The 20,105-nt window shown below is 57.0% G+C and carries 17 protein-coding genes; 5 read left to right on the plus strand and 12 right to left on the minus strand.

Annotated elements, in window-relative coordinates:
- Positions 1-4: 4 nt before the first annotated feature.
- The 9 genes from acs to AC0V61_RS10710 form a co-directional block, all read right to left on the minus strand.
- Positions 5-1,936, minus strand: a complete 1,932-nt coding sequence (acs, locus tag AC0V61_RS10670; RefSeq protein WP_486157373.1) for an acetate--CoA ligase — start codon at positions 1,934-1,936, stop codon at positions 5-7.
- Between the two features lie 73 nt (positions 1,937-2,009).
- Positions 2,010-3,782 carry a methyl-accepting chemotaxis protein gene (locus tag AC0V61_RS10675; protein WP_486157375.1) on the minus strand — a complete coding sequence of 591 codons (1,773 nt, stop codon included), beginning with the start codon at positions 3,780-3,782 and terminating at the stop codon, positions 2,010-2,012.
- Entirely contained in the window at positions 3,779-5,326 is a 1,548-nt protein-coding gene (locus AC0V61_RS10680) for a putative bifunctional diguanylate cyclase/phosphodiesterase (protein ID WP_486157377.1), read from the minus strand. Before AC0V61_RS10680 ends, AC0V61_RS10675 begins: the two co-directional genes overlap by 4 nt.
- Positions 5,327-5,459: 133 nt before the next feature.
- Positions 5,460-6,332 carry a CheR family methyltransferase gene (locus AC0V61_RS10685; protein ID WP_486157379.1) on the minus strand — a complete coding sequence of 291 codons (873 nt, stop codon included), beginning with the start codon at positions 6,330-6,332 and terminating at the stop codon, positions 5,460-5,462.
- Positions 6,333-6,350: 18 nt separating this feature from the next.
- Positions 6,351-7,559, minus strand: a complete 1,209-nt coding sequence (gene cheB / locus AC0V61_RS10690; protein WP_486157381.1) for a chemotaxis-specific protein-glutamate methyltransferase CheB — start codon at positions 7,557-7,559, stop codon at positions 6,351-6,353.
- On the minus strand, positions 7,556-7,921 hold the full coding sequence (locus AC0V61_RS10695; RefSeq protein WP_486157383.1) for a response regulator: 366 nt from the start codon (positions 7,919-7,921) through the stop codon (positions 7,556-7,558). Before AC0V61_RS10695 ends, cheB begins: the two co-directional genes overlap by 4 nt.
- Positions 7,922-7,976: 55 nt before the next feature.
- Complete coding sequence (locus tag AC0V61_RS10700) at positions 7,977-8,420, minus strand: chemotaxis protein CheW (protein ID WP_486157385.1); 444 nt, start codon at positions 8,418-8,420, stop codon at positions 7,977-7,979.
- Positions 8,420-10,903, minus strand: a complete 2,484-nt coding sequence (locus tag AC0V61_RS10705) for a chemotaxis protein CheA (RefSeq protein ID WP_486157387.1) — start codon at positions 10,901-10,903, stop codon at positions 8,420-8,422. Before AC0V61_RS10705 ends, AC0V61_RS10700 begins: the two co-directional genes overlap by 1 nt.
- Before the next feature lie 129 nt (positions 10,904-11,032).
- Positions 11,033-12,460: an MATE family efflux transporter gene (locus tag AC0V61_RS10710; protein ID WP_486157389.1), complete on the minus strand. Its 1,428-nt coding sequence runs from the start codon at positions 12,458-12,460 to the stop codon at positions 11,033-11,035.
- A 133-nt stretch (positions 12,461-12,593) separates the two neighbouring features.
- On the opposite strand from AC0V61_RS10710, the gene AC0V61_RS10715 reads away from it, so the two are divergent.
- Together AC0V61_RS10715 and AC0V61_RS10720 are read left to right on the plus strand one after the other, a co-directional pair.
- Positions 12,594-13,370, plus strand: a complete 777-nt coding sequence (locus AC0V61_RS10715) for a class II aldolase/adducin family protein (protein ID WP_486157391.1) — start codon at positions 12,594-12,596, stop codon at positions 13,368-13,370.
- A 68-nt stretch (positions 13,371-13,438) separates the two neighbouring features.
- Positions 13,439-14,005, plus strand: a complete 567-nt coding sequence (locus AC0V61_RS10720) for a (2Fe-2S)-binding protein (protein ID WP_486157393.1) — start codon at positions 13,439-13,441, stop codon at positions 14,003-14,005.
- Positions 14,006-14,011: 6 nt separating this feature from the next.
- On the opposite strand, the gene AC0V61_RS10725 is transcribed toward AC0V61_RS10720, so the two are convergent.
- Positions 14,012-16,204 (minus strand): TonB-dependent receptor, encoded by a 2,193-nt coding sequence (locus AC0V61_RS10725; RefSeq protein WP_486157395.1) that lies wholly within the window; start codon positions 16,202-16,204, stop codon positions 14,012-14,014.
- Between the two features lie 158 nt (positions 16,205-16,362).
- Between AC0V61_RS10725 and arsC the strand changes: the two genes are divergently transcribed.
- On the plus strand, positions 16,363-16,707 hold the full coding sequence (gene arsC / locus AC0V61_RS10730) for an arsenate reductase (glutaredoxin) (protein WP_486157397.1): 345 nt from the start codon (positions 16,363-16,365) through the stop codon (positions 16,705-16,707).
- A gap of 13 nt (positions 16,708-16,720) precedes the next feature.
- On the opposite strand, the gene AC0V61_RS10735 is transcribed toward arsC, so the two are convergent.
- Positions 16,721-18,109: an MFS transporter gene (locus tag AC0V61_RS10735; RefSeq protein WP_486157399.1), complete on the minus strand. Its 1,389-nt coding sequence runs from the start codon at positions 18,107-18,109 to the stop codon at positions 16,721-16,723.
- Between the two features lie 85 nt (positions 18,110-18,194).
- Positions 18,195-19,025, minus strand: a complete 831-nt coding sequence (locus tag AC0V61_RS10740; RefSeq protein WP_486157401.1) for a hypothetical protein — start codon at positions 19,023-19,025, stop codon at positions 18,195-18,197.
- Between the two features lie 74 nt (positions 19,026-19,099).
- On the opposite strand from AC0V61_RS10740, the gene lipB reads away from it, so the two are divergent.
- A complete protein-coding gene (lipB, locus tag AC0V61_RS10745; RefSeq protein WP_486157403.1) occupies positions 19,100-19,810 on the plus strand; it encodes a lipoyl(octanoyl) transferase LipB in 711 nt (236 codons plus the stop codon).
- Positions 19,807-20,100 (plus strand): hypothetical protein, encoded by a 294-nt coding sequence (locus tag AC0V61_RS10750; protein WP_486157405.1) that lies wholly within the window; start codon positions 19,807-19,809, stop codon positions 20,098-20,100. The genes lipB and AC0V61_RS10750 overlap by 4 nt, the downstream gene beginning before the upstream one ends.
- Positions 20,101-20,105 lie beyond the last annotated feature (5 nt).

The raw sequence follows: 20,105 nt of genomic DNA on the forward strand, positions 1-20,105 counted from the left end.
CCCGCTAGCGGTTCTGCCGCCCGTCGATCAGCCTCTCCACCAAGCTGGGGTCAGCCAGCGTCGATGTATCGCCCAACGAGCCGTAGTCATTCTCTGCCACTTTGCGCAAAATGCGCCGCATGATCTTGCCGGAACGGGTCTTGGGAAGGCCGTCGGTGAACTGCAGGTGATCGGGCGTTGCGATGGGGCCGATTTCCTTGCGCACATGCTGGCGAAGCTCGGCGTATAGTTCATCTGAACCCTCTTCGCCTGCGTTCAATGTGACATAGCAATAGATGCCTTGGCCTTTGATATCATGCGGATATCCCACCACAGCAGCCTCTGCGACAAGCGGGTGGAGGACCAGCGCGCTTTCAACTTCGGCTGTGCCCATGCGGTGGCCTGAGACGTTGATCACATCGTCAACCCGGCCCGTGATACGATAGTATCCATCTGCGTCGCGCTTGCACCCATCGCCTGTGAAATATCTGGCTGAGTAGGTGCTGAAATAGGTTTGGATAAAGCGGTCATGGTCGCCAAAAACGCTGCGCGCCTGGCCCGGCCAACTGTGTGTGAGGCACAAATTGCCCTCATTCGCGCCTTCCAGCACGGCGCCATCATTATCGACCAATTGTGGCTGCACGCCAAAGAAGGGGAGGCCTGCAGAACCCGGCTTCATATCGTGTGCGCCGGGCAAGGTGGTGAGCATGCAGCCACCCGTCTCGGTCTGCCACCAGGTGTCAACAATTGGGCAGCGTCCATCGCCAACGGTGTCGAAATACCAGCGCCAGGCTTCGGGATTGATCGGCTCACCCACGCTGCCCAGCAAACGCAATGAAGAGCGGTCCCGGCTGGTCACATGGGCGTCGCCCTCGCGCATCAAGGCTCTGATGGCAGTGGGGGCTGTGTAGAGGATGTTGACCTTGTGCTTGTCCACTACGTCCCAGAAACGGCCGTGATCGGGATAATTGGGCACCCCTTCAAAGACGACCTGCGTTGCCCCGTTTAACAGCGGGCCATAAACGACGTAAGAATGCCCAGTGACCCAGCCAATATCCGCGCTGCACCAGAACACCTCTCCTGGTTGATAATCGAACACATAGTGGAATGTGGTGGCTGTCCAAACGCCGTATCCGCCTGTGGTGTGGAGCACGCCTTTGGGCTTTCCGGTCGAACCCGAGGTATAAAGGATAAACAGCGGGTCTTCTGCTGCCATAACCGCACACGGGACATCGGCATCGTTTCTGACATCTTGGAACCAGTGATCGCGGCCCTTTTGCATGGGGACATCGGTGCCCGTGTGCTTCACCACAAGCACGCCTTCGACCCCGCTTGCCCCCTCGATTTGCAACGCGGCATCCACATTGGCTTTTAGGGGAATAGGCTTTGCCCCGCGAAGGCCCTCATTGGCTGTCACCACAAAACGAGAGCCGCAATCTTCGATACGTCCCGCAAGCGCTTCGGGTGAGAAACCGCCAAACACCACCGAGTGGATCGCTCCGATCCGGGCACAAGCGAGCATGGCTGTGACGCCTTCGATCACCATGGGCATGTAAATGGTCACGCGCTCGCCCTTGGTCACGCCAATAGCAAGTAGCGCGTTCGCCATGGCGATCACTTCGGATTGAAGCTCGCCATACGTCAAAGTGCGGCCGGGCGCTTTGGGATCGTCCGGCTCGAATATAAGTGCAATCGTGTCACCGCGCCCCGTCTCAACATGGCGGTCCACTGCATTGTGGCAAAGGTTGAGCGACCCGTCTTCAAACCATTTGATTTGGACCGGATCGTATGACCAATCCCCGCCTTTCGCAGGAGCCTTCGCCCAATCCAAACGCTTTGCCTGCTCCAACCAAAAGCCATCAGGATCGGCAATCGAGGATGCGTACATTTCCTCATACTGCTCAGCGGTGCAGTTCGTTTCGTATGACAGGCTTGGGGCTTTGACGGCGTCGGTCACAGGTTCACATCTCCCTCACAATTCTCGTTCGTGCGCACAATAGTCGCAAGAACGGGCGGAGAGAAAGCTTTGATTATGCCGCGCGAACTTCTTCCAGAAACGCGTTGACCTGTTCGCGCAAAGTTGCCGCTTGCTTCTCTAACGAGGTGGCGCTTGAGAGGACTTGGCTTGCCGCAGCACCGGCAGAGGTTGACAGTTCTTGCACCTCTTCGATGTGCTGGGAAACTTCCTTCGTGCCTCGGGCCGCGATATCGATGCTGCGCGCAAGATCTTGTCCGGCATAGCTTTGTTGATTGACCGCGCCCGCAATGGAAACCGCAACGCCTTCGAGGCCTGACACCTGATCGGCAATGGATCGCAAGGTCGAAACGCTTGCTCCGGTGGTTTCCTGCATAACGCGAATTTGCATAGCGACTTCTTCGGTTGCGCGGCTGGTTTGCATGGCCAATTCCTTGACCTCGCTTGCCACCACGGCAAAGCCGCGCCCGCTCTCGCCGCCGCGCGCTGCCTCAATTGAGGCGTTGAGGGCAAGCAGATTGGTGCGCTGTGCAATGGTTTGAATAAGTTCAACAATATGCCCCACCTCTTCAGCACTCTGAGAGAGTTTGGCGATTGTCGCATCGGCCTTATGCGTGGATTCTGACGCGGTTCGGGCGAGCTCTGCGGAGGATGCCGCCTGCTCGCTGACTTCGCTGATCGACATGGCAAATTCGTCCGAAGCTGCCGCCGCCGCCGTCGCCCCGGCATCCGCCTCATGCATCGACGTGGTGACTTCGCTGGTTCTGGCAGAGGCGCGCTCTGCGCTTTGCGCCATGGACACAGCGGTGCTCTGCAATTGGCTTGAAGCGCTCGCGACCTGGGCAACGACATCTGTGATTTTGCTCTCGAATGTGTCGGCCAGCCTCTTGAGGGCCCGTTCTTTTTCTGCGCGTGCCTCCTCGCGCTCTTTTTGAAACTCAGCTTGCGCTTTGAGTTCTTCCTGCGCCTTTTGTGATCGCTCCATGCTCATTCGCTCAAGGCGCAGTCCCGCCTTATGAAAGACCATCATAGCGCGGGTCATGTCACCGATTTCGTCCTGCCGGTTGCTCGTTTCAATTTCGGCAACGTGATCGCCTGATGAAAGGCGCGACATTCGTGACGCAAGGCCCGACAAGGCTGCACCGACGTGTTTGTCAAAATAGCGTTGCGCGACCAGCGTTAGCAATATCAATATCCCGGCGGCCCCGATCCAAAGGGATAGCATTGTGGCAATCACAGTGCGGCTGGAATCTGTCGCGGCGCTGGCCTCTTGTTCGAATTCTCCGGCCAAACCACGCGCTTTTGCAAGGGTGCTCTCGCTCAGGTCTGTGGCATTGCCGTCACCGTTCAATCGGTCCTTCATTGTCAAAACATCAAGCGTGATCGCGCTCAATTGCTGTGCGTAAGAGGGGGGCAGGCCTGCGGATAATGCGCCCAGTTCGTCAAGCGAGGCGAGCGCGCTGTCCAAATCTCCTAGTGCGACGCTTGGGCTGACATCGGTGTTGCCTGCTGCAATGCTGTCACTGTGGCGCGCGGCTTCAGACAGGTCGACCACCAAACGCTCTGCCAAAAAGGCGCCGCGATGGGTGTCTGCTGTTTCTTGTGCTGTGTTGCTTATCTGGATGAAGGCAAGCACCACGCCAAGGCCTGCGATGAGGGCAAAGGACAGGTTCAGCCCGAAAAACAGCGTGATTTTGCGACCGATGGGAAGGCGATGAAAACGCGCCGAAAGCGCCCCGAAAAGGCCTTTGTTCATGGTGCTTTGTTCAATTTCTTGAACCGCGCGATCAGCCTGCAGGTCGATCGCGATCTCTTGCAAGGTGCTCATCGAAGGGCTCCTCTGGATACAGGTGGCAAAGGCGCAAAACCGTTCGCAGTGTCGCCTCTTTGTTGTAAAATCAGCGCATCGATTTCGTCGGCGGGCATAGCCTTGTAGTAAAGCCAACCCTGGATCTGATCGCACCCGGCCAAGCGCACCATGTCAGCCTGGTCTTGGGTCTCGACCCCTTCCGCGGTCACGCCCATTTTAAGGGCTCTGGCCACAGCGATGCTGGAGAGCATCATTGCGCGGCTACCCTCATCTTGGCAGGCTTGGACGACAAGGCTGCGATCAAGTTTCAGTTTTTCAAATCGGAATTGACGCAAAAAGCCAATCGAGGCGTAGCCTGTACCAAAATCATCGAGCGAGATTTTGACACCGAATTTGCGAATGACGTCCAAAGTGCGCTCGGCAACAATTGGGTCCACCACAAGGCAAGTCTCAGTCACCTCAAGCTCGAGCAAATGCGGGGGATAGCCCGTTTCCTCAAGAATTTCGCCAAGCTTGATCGGGAATTCAGAATTGCGCAGTTGAGCAGCGGAAATATTTACCGAAAGCGCAATGCCCTCCCAATCGCGCGCCTTGATCATGGCATCGCGCAAAACCCAAAGGCCGATGGGGTTGATGATGCCCGATTCTTCGGCCACCGGGATAAAGACATTGGGGCCAACCTGCTCACCATCCGCCCGGTTCCACCGCAGCAAAGCCTCAACCGCAACAATATCGCCTTTGTCGGCATCGACCAGCGGCTGATAGGCGAGGCTGAATTCATCGTTCTTAAGCCCGATCCGCAAAGCCTCTTCAAGGTCGCGGACAGCTTCACGCTTTCTGTCGAAGCTTGGATTGTACCAAGTGCAGCGCATTTTGCCGCCGCGCTTGGAATTGTACATGGCCAAATCTGCCCTGCGCAAAAGCTCCGATGGCATAAGGTTGAGCTCAGCGGTGCTGCAGGCAAGTCCGATGCTCGCGCCAATGGCAAGGTCGCGGTCACCCACCCGGATTGGCGTTTGCAGGCGGTCGAGGATTTTTCGGCTCAGGCCTTCCAAAATGGTGCCAGCCACCGTCCCTGAAACAACGGCTGCAAACTCATCCCCTCCAAGGCGATAGCACCGCGCCTCCTCGCCGATGATTTCGTGGAGCAAAAGCGCGCATTGATAAATCAGCTCATCCCCTTCGGCATGGCCAAAATGGTCGTTGATCTGTTTAAAGCCATCAAGATCAAGGATCGCTAGAGCGACCTCTTCTCCGCTTTTCGATAAGTTCGCCAGATCAAGCCTTAGCGCCTGGCGATTGGGCAATTGGCTCAGCGCATCAATATTTTTGCGCGTTTTGCCGTTATCCGTTTCATTGCTGGCAAAGCGGGTGATGAAGAAGATCGAAGCGGCGTAGACGAGCACCCCTGAGGTGATGATTGCCCCTGCCGCGGCAAAGGAGAGCTTTTCGCCCACCAGAAACACCAGAGCGATGGCTGATACCACAAGGGAAAGGGTCGCTGCGGGCAGCAGGACCAGTCCTCCTTGTGTCAGACGCATTCGCTGGCTTGGTTCAGGCACGCGTGATCCTTTGTTGGCGCAAATTCGCGCAACTTCCACGTCAAAAAGCCTAAAGGGCAATGGCTAATGATAGGTAAAATTGAGGCTCTGGCGAAGCTACGCGGCGGGCCTTTATGCTTAAAGCCAAACAGGCTTAGGCATGTATCGGATTAGACCCGCGAAGCACCTGATTTTGCGGCATATTGTGCTCAAAAATGCTGGCGCGGTTGCCTGATGGGACAAAGGCATTGGTGTGCGGTGAGACAGTCTCTCCGGCCCCTAACATCAAGAAACCATCGCTTTCGAGCCCTTGTGCCACACGTTCGAAGGCTCGGGCGCGATTTTGTCCGTCGAAATACAGCAGGACGTTGCGGCACAAGACAAGATCAAACTTTGTTCGTCCCGGTGCAGCTTCAAGCAGATTGTGTTGCTCAAACCGGCTGAATTGGCGCGCGCCTTCGCGCAAATGCCAGCCTTCTTGAGTTTCATCGAAATGATTGAGCATCTCTTTAACACCAAGCCCGCGCTGGACCTCAAACTGGGTGTAGACCCCGCGCTCGGCAATCCCGATGGCTCGCCGCGAGATATCTGTCCCCAAAATTTCGATGGTCCATCCGTTCCACAGCTCTTTCTGATCGTGGAACAGCATCGCGAGGCTGTGTACTTCCTGGCCCGTTGAACATCCAGCGCACCACACTTTGAGACGCCGCGAGTGTGAACGGCGTTGCCTTAGCTCGGGCAAAATTTCGTTGGGGATCTGATCAAATGTGGGCTTGTCGCGAAAGAAATAGGTTTCATTGTTGAGAAGCGCCTCGACCACCTCATCAGCCAGATCCCGGCCATCGACGCGCGTGGTACCTGCATCCAGCAGGCACACCAGCTGATCAAAATTGCTAATCCCGTGCTCACGAAAAAGCCCGGACAAAGCCGAACCCAATCGCCATTTGCGGCTATTGGTCAATTGCTGCCCGGTGCGAGCGAACAAGAGCTCGGCGATGATCTGATATGAGGCCTGACTGACTTCCATTTGCATCCAGCCCGGCCGCTATCGGCGCTCGGCGTTGATGCTGGAAGGCCTTGTGGTTGAACCTTGCGCCATGATCGCGCTGCCCAATTCCTCAGGCGGCGCAATAAGGCTGGTCAATCCCGCCTTCGCAACCGCTCCGGGCATGCCCCATACAGCGCAGGTATCGGCATTTTGCGCCCAAACCGCGCCTCCAGCCTGCGCAACTTCGCGTGCCCCTTCAAGACCATCGCGGCCCATGCCGGATAAAAGGATCGCAAGCACCTTACCCTCGCAAGCCGTGGCAAGGCTGCTGAACATTGGATCGACAGAGGGCAGGCAACCGCTTGGTGCAGGATCGTTGATGGTGCTGACCACCAGCCTGTTGGCGATGCGTCGCACGCCCAGATGGCTGTTGCCATTCGCGATCGTGATTTCGCCTGCTCGTATCTCCAAGCCGTCTTGGGCGATGTGTGAGGAACGACCACTTGCAACTTCAACTTGCCGCGCGAAAACGGGGATGAAATTGTCTGGCAGGTGCTGTGTGATGAGGATCGGCAGCGAACATTCAGGTGATAGCTCGCGCAGCATCAGATTGAGGGCATGGATACCCCCGGTCGATGCGCCAATGGCGATAACTTCAGCCCGTTTTGCAGGTCGATCAAACTTGGCGGGTCGGTTGCCGGCAGGGCTTGGTGCATCGGGTTTGGATGGGGCGGCATTCGTATCGGCACAAGGCATCCGATCCGCCGTGGAGGTCGCGTTGCCAAGCGCCCGGACTTTGCCCAGCAGCTCGCTGCGGTACTCTTCGTTGAAGCCTCCCGGGCGCGGCTTTTGCAGCGTGTCTGCCGCCCCGTTTGAAAGGGCTGCGACTGTTGCTTCTGCGCCATTTTGCGTCAGCGATGAAACCACCAGGACTTGAACACCGGGTGATGCCTCACGGATGGCTGGCAAAGCTTCAAGCCCGCCCATGCCGGGCATTTCCAGATCGAGGAGCACCACGTCTGCAGGCTCTTTCTTGATCTGAACGATGGCCCGCTCACCGCTGCTGGCGGTTCCGGCGATCTCCATCGCGGGGTCGCCTTCGACCATACGCCGGAAGATCGTACGCACGGTGAGGGAATCGTCCACAATCATCACCCGAATGAGCTTTGATGAGGTCTGGGCCTTAGATGTCTGGGCCTTAGATGTCTGGGTTGGGGAGGGCTTAGAACGCCCCCGCGCAGACGGGGAGCGGGGCGGGGCGTTCATGCAAAGCCCACCAGCTGAAGTTTGATTTGAAGCGTTTCATGATCGAACGGCTTCATCACATACTCATCAGCTCCCGCATCAATAGCCTCGCGGATATGAGCAACGTCATTTTCCGTGGTGCAGAACACAACTTTGGGTTTGTCGCCGCCTGGGCGTTTGCGCAAAGCGTTGATGAACTCGATCCCGGTCATCACCGGCATGTTCCAGTCCAAAAGGATCAAATCCGGCATCCCCGCTTCGCAGGCGTCCAAGCCCAGCTTGCCGTTCTCGGCCTCATCCACGGTGAAGCCCAAGGTCTCAAGAATATGCCTTGAAACCTTTCGGATCACTTTGGAATCGTCGACGACAAGGCAGGTCTTCATGCTCGGTTCCTAAATTGTGAGACTTGGCGATTAGACATGTAAGGTAAGAATAGCATTAAGCAGCCACCCCCATTGATGCGTGGCCACCGATTAAGGCTTCCAGATCGAGCAGGAGGGTGGGACCAACGCGCGTTTCGACTAAACCATTGGCAACACGCGACCATTGCTCTCCAAAACCGCCGGGCACGCTTGTAGGTTCGCTAACGGCGGTGCAAATATCATCGATTGAATCCACGCGAAGAGCGTAAGAATCGCCATTATAGCTGGCAACAATCGCGCGGTGATCAAGGGTGAATTGCGCGGCATGAAAGCCAACCGCGGTGCGGCAGTCCAGCACCGTCAACGCCTGACTGCGCATGGCAGTGAGCCCGGATATATATTCCGGGGTGCGCGGGATTGGGGTGATGGCCCCAACCTCGATGACCGACTGAACCTCAGGGGCAAGAAACGCACAGCGGCGCCCGGCGATAAGCGCCATAACCAAAAGAGAATTTGTCATTAAGCGGCCCCTTTCGTCGTGAGTGGTTTGGCGCGCGCCTTGCGAAGAGCATCCACCAGCCCATCGCGGTCATAACGGTAAATGGTGGGCGAACCCTCGGCGCCATCAGGCGCATCGCGCAGGCGCACAATGGGCGCTGTAAATTCGGTATCAAGGGCAAGGGCTGCCTCATATTCGTCCTCAAACCAGATCGCCACGTCCTCGCGCGCGTCAGGATCAGAGGCGATTTCATATCCAGCCGATGCAACCAGCGGGGCTAGAATTGTGTTTGACCATTCCCCGTGGGGCAGGCGGCAAACAGGCTTGCTTGGCGCATCAGGCACTTCGCCAAATTGCGCAAAAAGTTCGTGACCATCAAGCACACTTACCGTGCGATCGGCGACCAATGTGACCGCCTCGACCAATGGTTCATCAATTGCCGGTTTGAGTGCGCCATCGAGCTCCACAGCCTCTTCGACCTCGCGAACGGCATGGAGCAATTGGCTCGATCCATCGCTAAGCCGCAATAGCCGCAGCTTTTTGATGTCAGGGTTTTCGTCAGGCAGGCCGATCAGGGGCAGGATCACGCCATCAAGCACCGCGCGCACTTTTGCGCCCGAACGATCGACCGCCGATATCGGGATCGTCTCAATCCGCTTGACCAGCTCCAATCGAATGGCAAGGCTTCGCCCGTCAAAATCCTTGAACAACATGGCGCGGCTCTTGGCCTGCGAGGCGCCGTGTTCTTCGGCCTCATCATCCCCTAGCATCCGGCCGAGCACTCGGCTGCGAAGATCAGTGGCGATTTTGTTTTCAGCAGCGATGCTTGTGATATCCAAAAGCAGCACCGGTTTCCCATCATCAAGCAGTGTTGATCCTGCATAAATACCGGTCTTCATGACCGCCGGTGCGAGGGGTTTTACCACAATATCGCCGTGCGAATGGATGCCATCCACGCCAAGCGCAAACAGATCGCCATTGGCAAGGCGAAGCATGACCATGGTTGCCTCAGTTTCCGAAAGCTCGCTTGGCGGCAGTTGCAGCACATCTGTAAGGAACAGGCATGGCACCCGCTTACCCCTAAAAGTGACAAGGGCAGTTTCACCAACGCGGCTTAGGTTTAGAGCTTTGGACGAGGAGTGAATGATCTCCTCAATATAGCTTTGCGGGATGGCGAAGCGCTGTTCGCTGGCTTCAACGGTGAGGCCTGCAATGATGCTAAGGGTGAGCGGGATTTGCAAAGTGAACTGTGTGCCCACGCCTTGGGTGGAACTCACCGAAATAGAGCCGCCCACGCGCTCCAGGTTTTGGCGCACCACATCAAGGCCAACGCCTCTTCCCGACACGTTGCTGACTGTCTCTGCGGTGGAGAAGCCGGGCTGGAAGACCAATTGCATAATCGCATCATGGCTTTGCTCTGCGCTTTCAGCTTCGGTGATGAGCCCCGTTGCAATCGCCTTGTTGATGATCCGTTCAACGTTGAGACCTTGCCCATCATCGCTCACCACAATTGAGATCATATTGCCCGATTGGCGCGCTGTGATGGACAAAAACCCTATCTCGCGCTTGCCAGCAGCAAGCCGTGCGGATGGCTTTTCAATTCCGTGATCGATGGAATTGCGAATGATGTGGGTGAGAGGATCGCGGATCATCTCGATCATCTCGCGGTCGAGTTCGACATCGCCGCCTTGCACGTCGATCATGACCTGTTTGCCAAGGTCGTTGGAAAGGTCCCGCACAAGCCGGGGAAGCGCGCTAAACAGGGTTTCGATCCGCTGCATGCGCATACGCGTAATGGCGTCGCGAACATCGCTTAGAATTGCGGTCAGACGCTCAAATGGTCCGTCGATTGTGGGCTGTGTGCCTGCCTGTCGCAAGCGGTGGGCAAGATCGTTGCGCGCCAACACCATGTCAGAGACGCCGCTCATGACGCGGTCTAGCAGATCAACCGGCAGCCGGATGGAGCGTTGAACCGTGGGCGTGTTTGATTGTTTTGGGGCCGGTACGCTGCTTGTTGGCGATGCGTCTTTAGGAGCCCTATCTGCGGGGGCCCTATCTGTGGGGGTTCTATCTTTTGGGTCAGGGTGTGCGTGTGGAGGCTCCTGGTCGATCCCGGATGCGCCTGTTTCGGCCTCTTCCAGGGGCTCAAGCGCTGAAATCAGGACCTCGTCGCTGTCTTCAGGCAATTCTTCGCCAGCCTCGATAGCATCAACCATTTCAACAATCCGGTCGACAATAGCGAGCACTGCGGTGACCAATTCGCTATCCGGATCGCGCCGTCCTGCGCGGCAATCGGCAAGGGCGTCTTCGGCTGCGTGGCTGAGCTTTGCCAGGCGCGGAAAATCGAAGAAACCGCAATTGCCTTTGACCGTGTGGACAAAGCGGAAAATGGTGTCGAGACGCGCACGGTCGGCTGGATTGGCCTCCCAAGCGACAATTTCGCCTGAGCTCGCCTCCAGCATTTCGCGTGTTTCTGCAACGAAGTCCGCCAGCAGGTCGTCCATTGCGCTCGTGCCCCGTTCATCCAGAAAGACAATTACACTTCGCGTCCAATACGCGTCTTAGGGGCTTATGAACGGGGATGGTTAACGAAAGCCTACTCCAACCACTGGTTTAAGCGGAGCCTGGCGCTCTTACGCGGGTGCTTTTTGGGCGTCGGGGGCTTTGTAAGCGAGAAGCCAATAGGCCAGCGCTGCGCCTGTGATCCCGCCAAAGATGTTGGCGGCAAGTTCAGCAGAGTAAACAGCGGCGCTTCCCCAGCTGGCAAGGAAAACCCACGCAAATGGGAGCATGACCAAAAACACCCGCAAGGCCGATTGGGTGAGAGCAAAAGAGGCTTTGCCGATGGCGTTCAATATACCGTTTGCAACAATCAGCACCCCGAACCCTGCATACCCCCATGAGGCGATCTGGATGTAGAGGACGAATTGATCGACAATCTCAGGGTCCTGGGAAAAGAACCCGGCGAACCACGCGGCCATCGGCACAAAGGCCGCGACAAGGATAAGCCCCCAGACAAGGCAAAAGCCAAAGGCATACAGCGCTGCCTGGCGGGCTCTTGCGTATTCTTCTGCGCCCCAGTTTTGCCCAACGATGGCGCCAATGGACCCTGATAAAGCAAGCAGGGGCACAGTGGCGAGACCTTGCAAACGTCCCGCTGCGCCAAAGGCGGCGACGGCCGCTTCGCCTTGCGTGGCGATAACGGCGGTGAGCACGGACAGGCCAATGGGATTGATCGAATTGGAGAAGGAGGCAGGGCCTGCCACCTTCAGGATCGACATGGCCGGGTCCACCCAGCTTCCCTCGCGGATAAGCGAGAGATCAAGGGGCAAATCAGTCTGACGCAGCAGGATGAAAGCCATGACCACGCCAATGCCATACCCGATGATCGAGGCATAAGCCGCGCCCGCTATCCCGTATCCTTCAAACCCCAATGCACCTGTGATCAAAAACGGATCAAGCACCCAATTGGCAGCGGCATAGGTGATGGAGATATAGCTCGTCTTCTTTGCTTCGCCTTGCCCGCGAAGAACGCCGTTAAAGCCCATGATCGCAAGGACCAGTGGGAAACCCAGCGCGAAAGGCTGCATATATTCCAAAATCAGGGGAAGAAGGTGAGACGGTGCGTTCATTAGGGTGAAGAGCGGCTGTGCCAACGCATAAAGTACAAGCCCAATGATGATCCCGATGACCACTGAGAAAAGGAGGCCAAAGTTGGCTCTTCGCGCACATCGCGGGCCGTCGCCTTCTCCCAATGCCCTGGCGACGACGGAATTGATCCCAACCATCACGCCCACGCCAAGCGAGGATAGCGCCACGGTCACTGGGAAGATAAAGGCAATCGCGGCAAGCGCCTCCGGCCCCAATTGGCCAATGAAATAGGCATCCACGAGGCCGATCGACATGATTGCCGTAACGCCGATGATAGCAGGCAGGGTTTGTCCCACCAAATGCCCGGTAATGCTCCCTTTGGTGAGCTTTGCAGTCATGGCTGTCTGGGAAGGCGGGTCGGATTTGCTCATCGAGACGGTCGGCTTATCCGCGTGGACGCCATCGCGCAAAGCAATTCCCCTTGGGCGGGGGAAAGAATGGCTTTGCCTCCCATTGCATGACCATCACGACAGGTGCTTGCCGGGAAGGGCTGAATAATGCGATAAGCCTCTCAAACACGATGACGATGAAAAGGGATACCCCATGGCAACGCAATTGAAGCCTTCAGAAAGCCTTGAAGGGCAAGTGAGCAAAGAAGAGTGGCAGGCGCGCCTTGATCTGGCGGCGTGCTACCGGATTTTTGAGCACCTTGGTTGGGGCGAATCGATCTATAACCACATCTCATTGGCCGTGCCCGGTGAAGAGGGCGCGTTTCTGATCAACCCGTTTGGGCTCCTTTATGATGAGGTAACCGCATCCAATCTCGTGAAGATTGATGTTGAGGGCAACAACATCGGCGGTTCGCCTTACATGGTGAACAAAGCAGGCTTCACCCAGCACGCGCATTTCCACAAGACACTTGGCGGGCGTGCCAATGCAATCTGCCACGTGCACACCACCGCAACGATGGCCGTATGCAGCCACAAGGACGGCCTTCTTCCGATCAGCTTTTACGCCTGCAACTTCCAAGACCAAATCGGTTATCACGATTTTGAAGGTGTGACGGTTCGCTCAGAGGAAGGCGATCGTCTGGTCCAAAACCTTGGCAACCACTCAATCCTGATGCTGCGCAACCATGGCCCTGTGGTAATGGACGGCGGCATTCAAGGCATGTTCCTGAAAATGTGGGCGCTGCAACGCGCTTGTGAAATCCAGATTGCGACCCTTTCCCAAGGCGAGCCAACAGTGGTTCCCCAAGAGGTGATCGATGTGCACCAGCGCGATCTTTCCGTCATGTCCAGCCAGGGCGGTGCAGGCGTCTTCGATTTCGAGGCGTGGAAGCGCAAAATCGACAAAATCGACGACAGCTGGCGCAACTAATCGGGCACCGTGTTTCCGGTTCGCGCGGCTCAGTCACCTCGATGGTAAATCGACCCTGATGGTAAATCATGCCTAGGATGACGATCAATGAGCGTCCGGTTGAGTTTGATCTTGACCCGGATATGCCGCTGCTCTTCGCGCTTCGCGAGGCGGCAAACCTTACCGGCACCAAAAACGGGGCCGGCGGGGCGACGTGCGAATGCGGGGCATGCACGGTGCTGGTCGATGGCGCGGCACTGCGCTCTTGCCGCATCACTTTGGCAGAGGCCGAGGGGCGCTTTATCACGACTATTGAGGGGCTTTCGCGTGATCGCTCTCACCCGGTGCAACAGGCGATGGTCGCAGAAGGCGCGATCCAATGTGGCTTTTGTACGCCGGGTATGGTGATGGCAGGAGCGGCGCTCCTTGCGCGCAATCCGGCGCCCAGCCGCGAGGAAATTGAAGAGGCCATCCCCAATGATTGCCGCTGCGGGGTATACCCCCGGCTGGTGAGCGCGGTTGAACGGGCAAGCCGGGTTACACAGCGCGAGGAAAGCATCAGCGCTGCGCCTGCCCCTGCAATCGATGCCAAGGATGCAGCAGAGGCGGTTCCGGCGCTAAGAGTGGTCCCGGACCCCGAAGAGCCCGAGACCTGATCCCTCTTAGAACCGTCCCGAAATCGCAAACCGCGCGTTAAGCGGCGCGCCAACACTTGCCTGATGCGTGGCGTGGGCGTTGGGGAAGTATGTTGTATCGGTGAGGTTTTCGACGTTCACCTGAACGCGGATGTTCTCGCTCACATCATAGTACGCCGCTGCATCAATCCGCGTATAGGCAGGAAGGATAGCGGTGTTGCCATTATTGATGAAGCTTTCATCCTGATGGGTCAGGCCAAGACCGATGCCAAAGCGTTCGGTGACTTCCACCTGGTTCCAGATTGAAAACATGTTTTCAGGAAGTTCGCGCGGGCGAAGTCCGGTTGGGCCGGTCCGGTTTTGCTGCTCGCCATCGAGATAGGAATAGCCAGCAACCACTGTCCAACCCGGCGTAATCTCACCTTGAAGTTGCAATTCAAAGCCTTGGATTTCAGAATCGATCACGTCGAGCGTCGCCGGATCATTGTCATTGGGCTGGGGCGAACTTTGCTGAATTTCGAAGACGGCAGCGGTGAGGCTGAACCCGCTTTCAAAATCCCATTTGAGACCCGCTTCAAGGTTTTCAAACGTGTTTGGATCAAGCGCATTGTTGTTGCCATTGATATTAGCAAATTGCTCGCCTGAACGCGGCAGGAAGCTTTCCGAATAGCTCGCATAGATGGAGATATTTTCCTGCGGCTTGATGATGATGCCGCCGCGCGGGGAGAATTCTTCATCCTTGCGGGTGCGGATTTCGGCAGCAGGCACGTTGTTGACGGTGATATCAAAGCTGTCGAAACGGCCGCCCACGATGACATTGAGCCAATCGGTAACCTCAATCTCATCCTGAATATAAAGCGAGACGACGTCGATGTTGACGCGCGTATCATCGTTAAGGCTGACCGCCGGGTCGAAGGCCACGCGGGTTACGTTGCCATCGGCATTAACACCCACACCATTCACAAAGTTGAGAGGACGAGCGATCAGGAAAACTTCATTGTCATCATTGGTCTGGTCCCAGACCGGGTTGATGCGGTCCTGATCAGAATTGGTGCTGATGTACTCACCGCCAATGAGCAAAGTGTGCGCGAGGCTTCCGGTTTCAAACTCGCCCACAAGGTTGCCTGAAAGGATGAGGTTGTCGCGCGTGGTTGTGTCGATGTAGCCATCGGTCGTCACCCGGTCAGGCGTGTTCACCTGGTCGTATCCGCTGGCGTAGAAGTTGGAATACACCTTGTCATAATCGCCATAGAAGGCGTTGAAGACACCCTTCCAATTGTCAGAGAAATTGTGAGCGACATTGGCACGCAGGATATGCGCCTCAAGCGTCGTAAAGTTCAGTTCCTCATCGCCAAAAACAATGTCGGTAAACGCTTCAACCGGGCGACCATCGCTGCCTGTTGGGATGCCGCGATCGATGAAGCGCTCGTGGTCGGCGTACTCATAGGAGAGGTCGATGATTGTGTCCTCGCCAAGCGCAAACCGTGCGGTTGGATTGATGCCGATCCGTTCACCATCGTAAAAGTCGCGGTGATTGTTCAGGCTCTCATAGGCTGCATTAAGGCGAAACGCGGCTGTGTCCGAGGTTGAAAGGTTCACATCGGCAAAGACGCTGAATTCACCGAAAGTATCGATGGCCAGCTGACCGCCGGTGAAGTTCTCGCCAAACTCCCCTTTCTTGGTCACTCGGTTCAAAACACCGCCCGCACCGCCGCGTCCGAACAGGAGCGCATTGGGACCGCGAAGGATTTCGACCTGTTCGATGTTGTAAAGGCTGCGATAGTATTGAACATCATCGCGCGCGCCATCGATGAAGAAGTCAGCCGTTGAGCGAACGCCGCGAAAGACGATGGCGTCACGGTGGCCTTCGCCCTGCGATGTGTTCACGCCGGGTGTGTAGTCGATAATCTGACCAATGCTGGTCCAGCCGCGCTCTTCGATCTGCTCAAGCGTGGTGATCGATAGGCTTTGGGGTACATCGATAATTGGGGTTGGGGTTTTGACCGAGGCAACGACATTGGATTGCAAAATGTCGCCGGTCACCAGGATATCCTCGCCCCTTGTTTCCATGATCGGGCCGGGCTCGACGATCAGGTCTGAGCCTTGCTCTGGGGTGGCCCCATTATTTGATGTGGCCTCAGTGGTCGTTTCTGCCGCGGCAGGAAAGGCGATGGCGGCGCACGAAAGAAGAAGCGCTGCGCGAGAGAGGTGAGTGGTCAAGATGTTCCCCTTGAATGAATGTCCGACAAGAGCGCTATTGCAAACCATTCTCACCTGCAAGAGAAAACTTGAGAATTATTCTCATTTTTAGATTGTGTGGCAAATCCGATGCGTCTGAGGTAGGGGAGCGGCCATCTAACCAAGAGGATACAGCAGGCATGAAAGCGACCATCTGGCACAATCCCAAATGCGGCACTTCGCGCAAGACATTGGCGATTCTTGAAGAACGCGATGACGTTGAGTTGACGGTGGTTGAGTATCTCAAACAGCCTCCCACCCGCGAAAAGCTGGCGCAGCTTTACGCAGATGCTGGCGTCACGCCAAATGAGGCGCTTCGTATCCGAGGGACCGATGCAAAGGAGCGGGGGCTTCCAGAGGCGGATGCGGATACAGTGCTCGATGCGATGGCTGCTGAGCCAATCCTTATCGAGCGCCCGGTTGTCGAAACCGAAAAAGGTGTCGCTATTTGTCGCCCTCAGGACAAGGTGCTGGACTTGATCTAAAGCGGCTTAGCTATCAGCGGTCTGTTGTGAGCACCTCGTCATGTGTCAAACTGCGCGCACCCACTAGCGCAACCGCAAGGCACAAAGCGATGATCGTCCCAAAGCCGAGCCAATCGTTTATCGAGTACAGCCAAACACCAAGGCCGGGAGCATAAATGAAGCTTGCCCCTGCAACACTGGCGGTGATCCCGGAGGCCTGCCCCTGTTCAGCGCGAGAGACGGCGAGTGATGTGCCCGCTGTCGTGCCGGGGCGAAAGAGGCCAAAGCCAAGCGAGGCAATGGCATAACCAAGGCACAAGCCAACGACCGTGTCAGCAACGCCCAGTATCGCAGACCCAAACGCGGCCACAATAAGGCCGGATAGGGTCGCAGCGCGCGGTCCGATCTTAAAACGCGGGATAATGCCCCATTGTGCAAGAAGGGTGGCAATCGCTCCAAACACCATCACAAGGCTGACCAGAGCGGCCCCTTGGGTAAGGTTATCACGCATATCCAGACGATCGAGCACCAGAAAGCCGGTGACCCCCATGATCATCGCTTGCGCATGCCCACCAGCGAGCGAGGCGATGACCCAGTGCCGAAGGCGCGGCTCAAACCATCTGAGACGCTTTTGCTCGCCGACCGGTAAGCCCGCCTCTTCGCCGGCATCCCCATCTTCATCCTCATCCTCGTCGTCTATCCCTTCAGGATCAGAAACGCCTGCCCCCGGATCGCCAAATGTTTTGCCGCGCGCTGCAAACTTGGGCTCATCATTGGGCAGGCGAAGCCTAAGGACAATAAGGGTTGCGACCCCCAGAAGGGCAAAGCACCAAGCAGGTCCTGTCAGTCCAATACCGAAAAAAGGGATAATCATCAGCGGTGCAAGCACAGGGCCCACAACCGTTCCAAGCCCAAAGCTTGATGCAATAAGAGAAAGCGCCTTTGTCCGTTCAGAACGCGGCGTGCGCGAGGCGACATAGGCTTGGACAGCGGGCGGCGCGGCGCTGCCAAAGCCACCATAGGCGCTTCTTGCAAGGGCGAAGAGAAGGAGAGTGGTGACACCCGTTATCCAGCCCGCAAAACCCATCCATAAAACAAGCCCGCACAGCGCCATGGAGACGATAAAACCCACAAGGCCAAGCGCCATCATCGCCTTGCGTCCCCGCCTGTCAGAACGCCGTGCCCACATGGGTGCGCACACCACCCAAAGCAGGGCTGACCAGGAATAGGCAAGGCTAATCCAAACGTCGTCGATTTTAAGCGCTGTGCCAATCGAAGGCATCACGGAATGCATCGCCGTATTGCCAGCAGCGGTCACCAACATGACCATAAAAAGCAGCGCCATGCGCCCTTGGGGTATAGCGTTCTGGTCGCCCATGCCGTGCTCGGAAGGGCTTTGAGAGGAAGGCGCGCGATCAGCCATTACCAAAGCCGCTAGGGCACAGCTTGCGCAGGATCAATCTGTGATTGCGCCAAAAACGGCTATCAGGGGTCTGCCGTGAAGCAGATTACCCGAAGGTGTCATCGATCGCTTCAATGCTTGGGCCCGACAGTTGGCCATGCATTGAGGTCGCAATTGCGCACATGACTATGCCGTAGACCATCCCTGTCAAACCGCTGGTAAGGCCAAGGATGAGAGCAGAGACAAGCCCTGTTCCGGTGATGGCTGCGATAAGCCCAAAGACGCTGGAAAAGATCAGGCTGGCCACGACCATGATCACGATGATGACGGTCCAAAAACCGGTGATCGGCCACTGCTTTGGAGCGGTCAGCTTGAAGCTTTTCGCAACCGCCTTGATGGGGTTGAGCGTGTCTTCCAACACAAGCACCGGCAGCGACATCGACATGCGCGCTGCTAGCCAGGCCACGAACACAATAACCGGAATAAAGCCAATCCCTGCAAGAACTGGCGATCCGGCAAGGCCCCCCAGAATGGAGAACGGGAGGATGATTACGAACGCCCCTAGCATGTATAAAAGCAGAAAAATGACGAAGACCGCGATAAGGCTCGGCACGGCTTTGATGCCTGCCATGATCGCTTGTCCAACGGTTGGCCGTGCATCGCTCATCAGCCCGACCATCGCTGAATTGCCTGCAAACTGGATCGCCATCAAGACGCTGCCCATTGCGATCAATGGTCCCACAATGCGTCCCATTTGCGCAGCAACCACATCAGGATCAGCCATGGGATCCACGATCGATTGCATGTCAGGGATGAACATATAAAGCGCGACATTGGGCAGCAGCAAAAAGACCGCGGCGAGGATCACCAAAATCTGGAAGTTGGCTTGGATAAGCTCAACTGCGCGCGACCAGCAGGTGTTCATGTCAAAGTTCATGGATATCCCCTAAGGCGCACCCTTGGCGCGCTTTGCTTCTTGATTTTGGCCGACATTGCCGCCACGCGGGGGTTATGGCAAGCGCTGCTCAAATTTTGCCCCAAGACTTAGGCGCCTTAGGTGCATCGAGCCTGGAATGGCGCCGGGACATGGACCTTGTGCCCTATCGTGAGGCTTTGCAGGGCATGGAGGCGCGCAATGAGGCGATCACTGCTGGCACCGCAGATGAACTTGTCTGGCTGCTCGAACATCCCCCCGTTTACACCGCAGGGACAAGCGCAGACCCGGCAGAGCTGAGGACCCCGCGCTTTGACGTCGTCGAAACAGGACGCGGCGGGCGCTACACCTATCACGGGCCGGGACAGCGGGTTGGCTATCTGATGCTCGACCTCAATAAGCGCGGCAAAGATGTGCGGTGCTTTGTCCATGCGATTGAGGGCTGGGTGATCGACACCCTCTCCGATTTCGGTGTTCAGGCGTGGCGGGCCGAGGGGCGCGTGGGCATCTGGTGCGAGGACATCGACGGTCGCGAGGCAAAGATTGGTGCGATTGGCGTGCGCGTGCGGCGCTGGGTGACGATGCATGGGTTTTCGGTGAACCTTGATCCGGACTTGTCGCATTTTGGCGGGATCGTGCCATGCGGGATCGACGAATTTGGCGTCACCAGCATGGCGCGGCTTGGCAAAAACGTCTCAGCGGGTGAATGGGATGAGGCGCTGATGGCGCGCGCAGATGGGTTTTTGGGCACGCTTGAGGCGGCTCGGCAAAAGGCTTGCAGGACATGACACGAATTTGGATGCCATTGGTTGCAGCGCTCGCTCTGACAGCTTGCGAAGAGGAGGCCTCCGAAGCGGTCTCCACCGAAACAGGCGGCGAGGCGGCTGGCGAGATCCTGGGCGGAACGATCAGCGATGATATGATCCCGCTTGAGGAGCTTACATCGACTTCGCCCCCGGCCGAGCGTGCACCCAGCGATAATGTGGCGGCAGGTCCGTCGCGGCCTCAACCTCAATCCGAACCAGAGCCTGAAACGCAAGAGGCCGAGCCCTCAAGCGAGAGCCCGGCCTCTGAATAGTGTGC

It is taken from the genome of Erythrobacter sp. JB1-4 (assembly GCF_057365025.1).

What these genes read in the sequence shown, in the direction of transcription:
- arsC (WP_486157397.1), top strand. Translation starts at nt 16,363, where the DNA reads ATGAAAGCGACCATCTGGCACAATCCCAAATGCGGCACTTCGCGCAAG.
- cheB (WP_486157381.1), bottom strand. Translation starts at nt 7,559, where the DNA reads ATGAACGCCCCGCCCCGCTCCCCGTCTGCGCGGGGGCGTTCTAAGCCC.
- AC0V61_RS10685 (WP_486157379.1), bottom strand. Translation starts at nt 6,332, where the DNA reads ATGGAAGTCAGTCAGGCCTCATATCAGATCATCGCCGAGCTCTTGTTC.
- AC0V61_RS10735 (WP_486157399.1), bottom strand. Translation starts at nt 18,109, where the DNA reads ATGGCTGATCGCGCGCCTTCCTCTCAAAGCCCTTCCGAGCACGGCATG.
- AC0V61_RS10740 (WP_486157401.1), bottom strand. Translation starts at nt 19,025, where the DNA reads ATGAACTTTGACATGAACACCTGCTGGTCGCGCGCAGTTGAGCTTATC.
- AC0V61_RS10750 (WP_486157405.1), top strand. Translation starts at nt 19,807, where the DNA reads ATGACACGAATTTGGATGCCATTGGTTGCAGCGCTCGCTCTGACAGCT.
- AC0V61_RS10675 (WP_486157375.1), bottom strand. Translation starts at nt 3,782, where the DNA reads ATGAGCACCTTGCAAGAGATCGCGATCGACCTGCAGGCTGATCGCGCG.
- AC0V61_RS10720 (WP_486157393.1), top strand. Translation starts at nt 13,439, where the DNA reads ATGCCTAGGATGACGATCAATGAGCGTCCGGTTGAGTTTGATCTTGAC.
- AC0V61_RS10695 (WP_486157383.1), bottom strand. Translation starts at nt 7,921, where the DNA reads ATGAAGACCTGCCTTGTCGTCGACGATTCCAAAGTGATCCGAAAGGTT.
- AC0V61_RS10715 (WP_486157391.1), top strand. Translation starts at nt 12,594, where the DNA reads ATGGCAACGCAATTGAAGCCTTCAGAAAGCCTTGAAGGGCAAGTGAGC.
- AC0V61_RS10705 (WP_486157387.1), bottom strand. Translation starts at nt 10,903, where the DNA reads ATGGACGACCTGCTGGCGGACTTCGTTGCAGAAACACGCGAAATGCTG.
- lipB (WP_486157403.1), top strand. Translation starts at nt 19,100, where the DNA reads ATGGCAAGCGCTGCTCAAATTTTGCCCCAAGACTTAGGCGCCTTAGGT.
- AC0V61_RS10700 (WP_486157385.1), bottom strand. Translation starts at nt 8,420, where the DNA reads ATGACAAATTCTCTTTTGGTTATGGCGCTTATCGCCGGGCGCCGCTGT.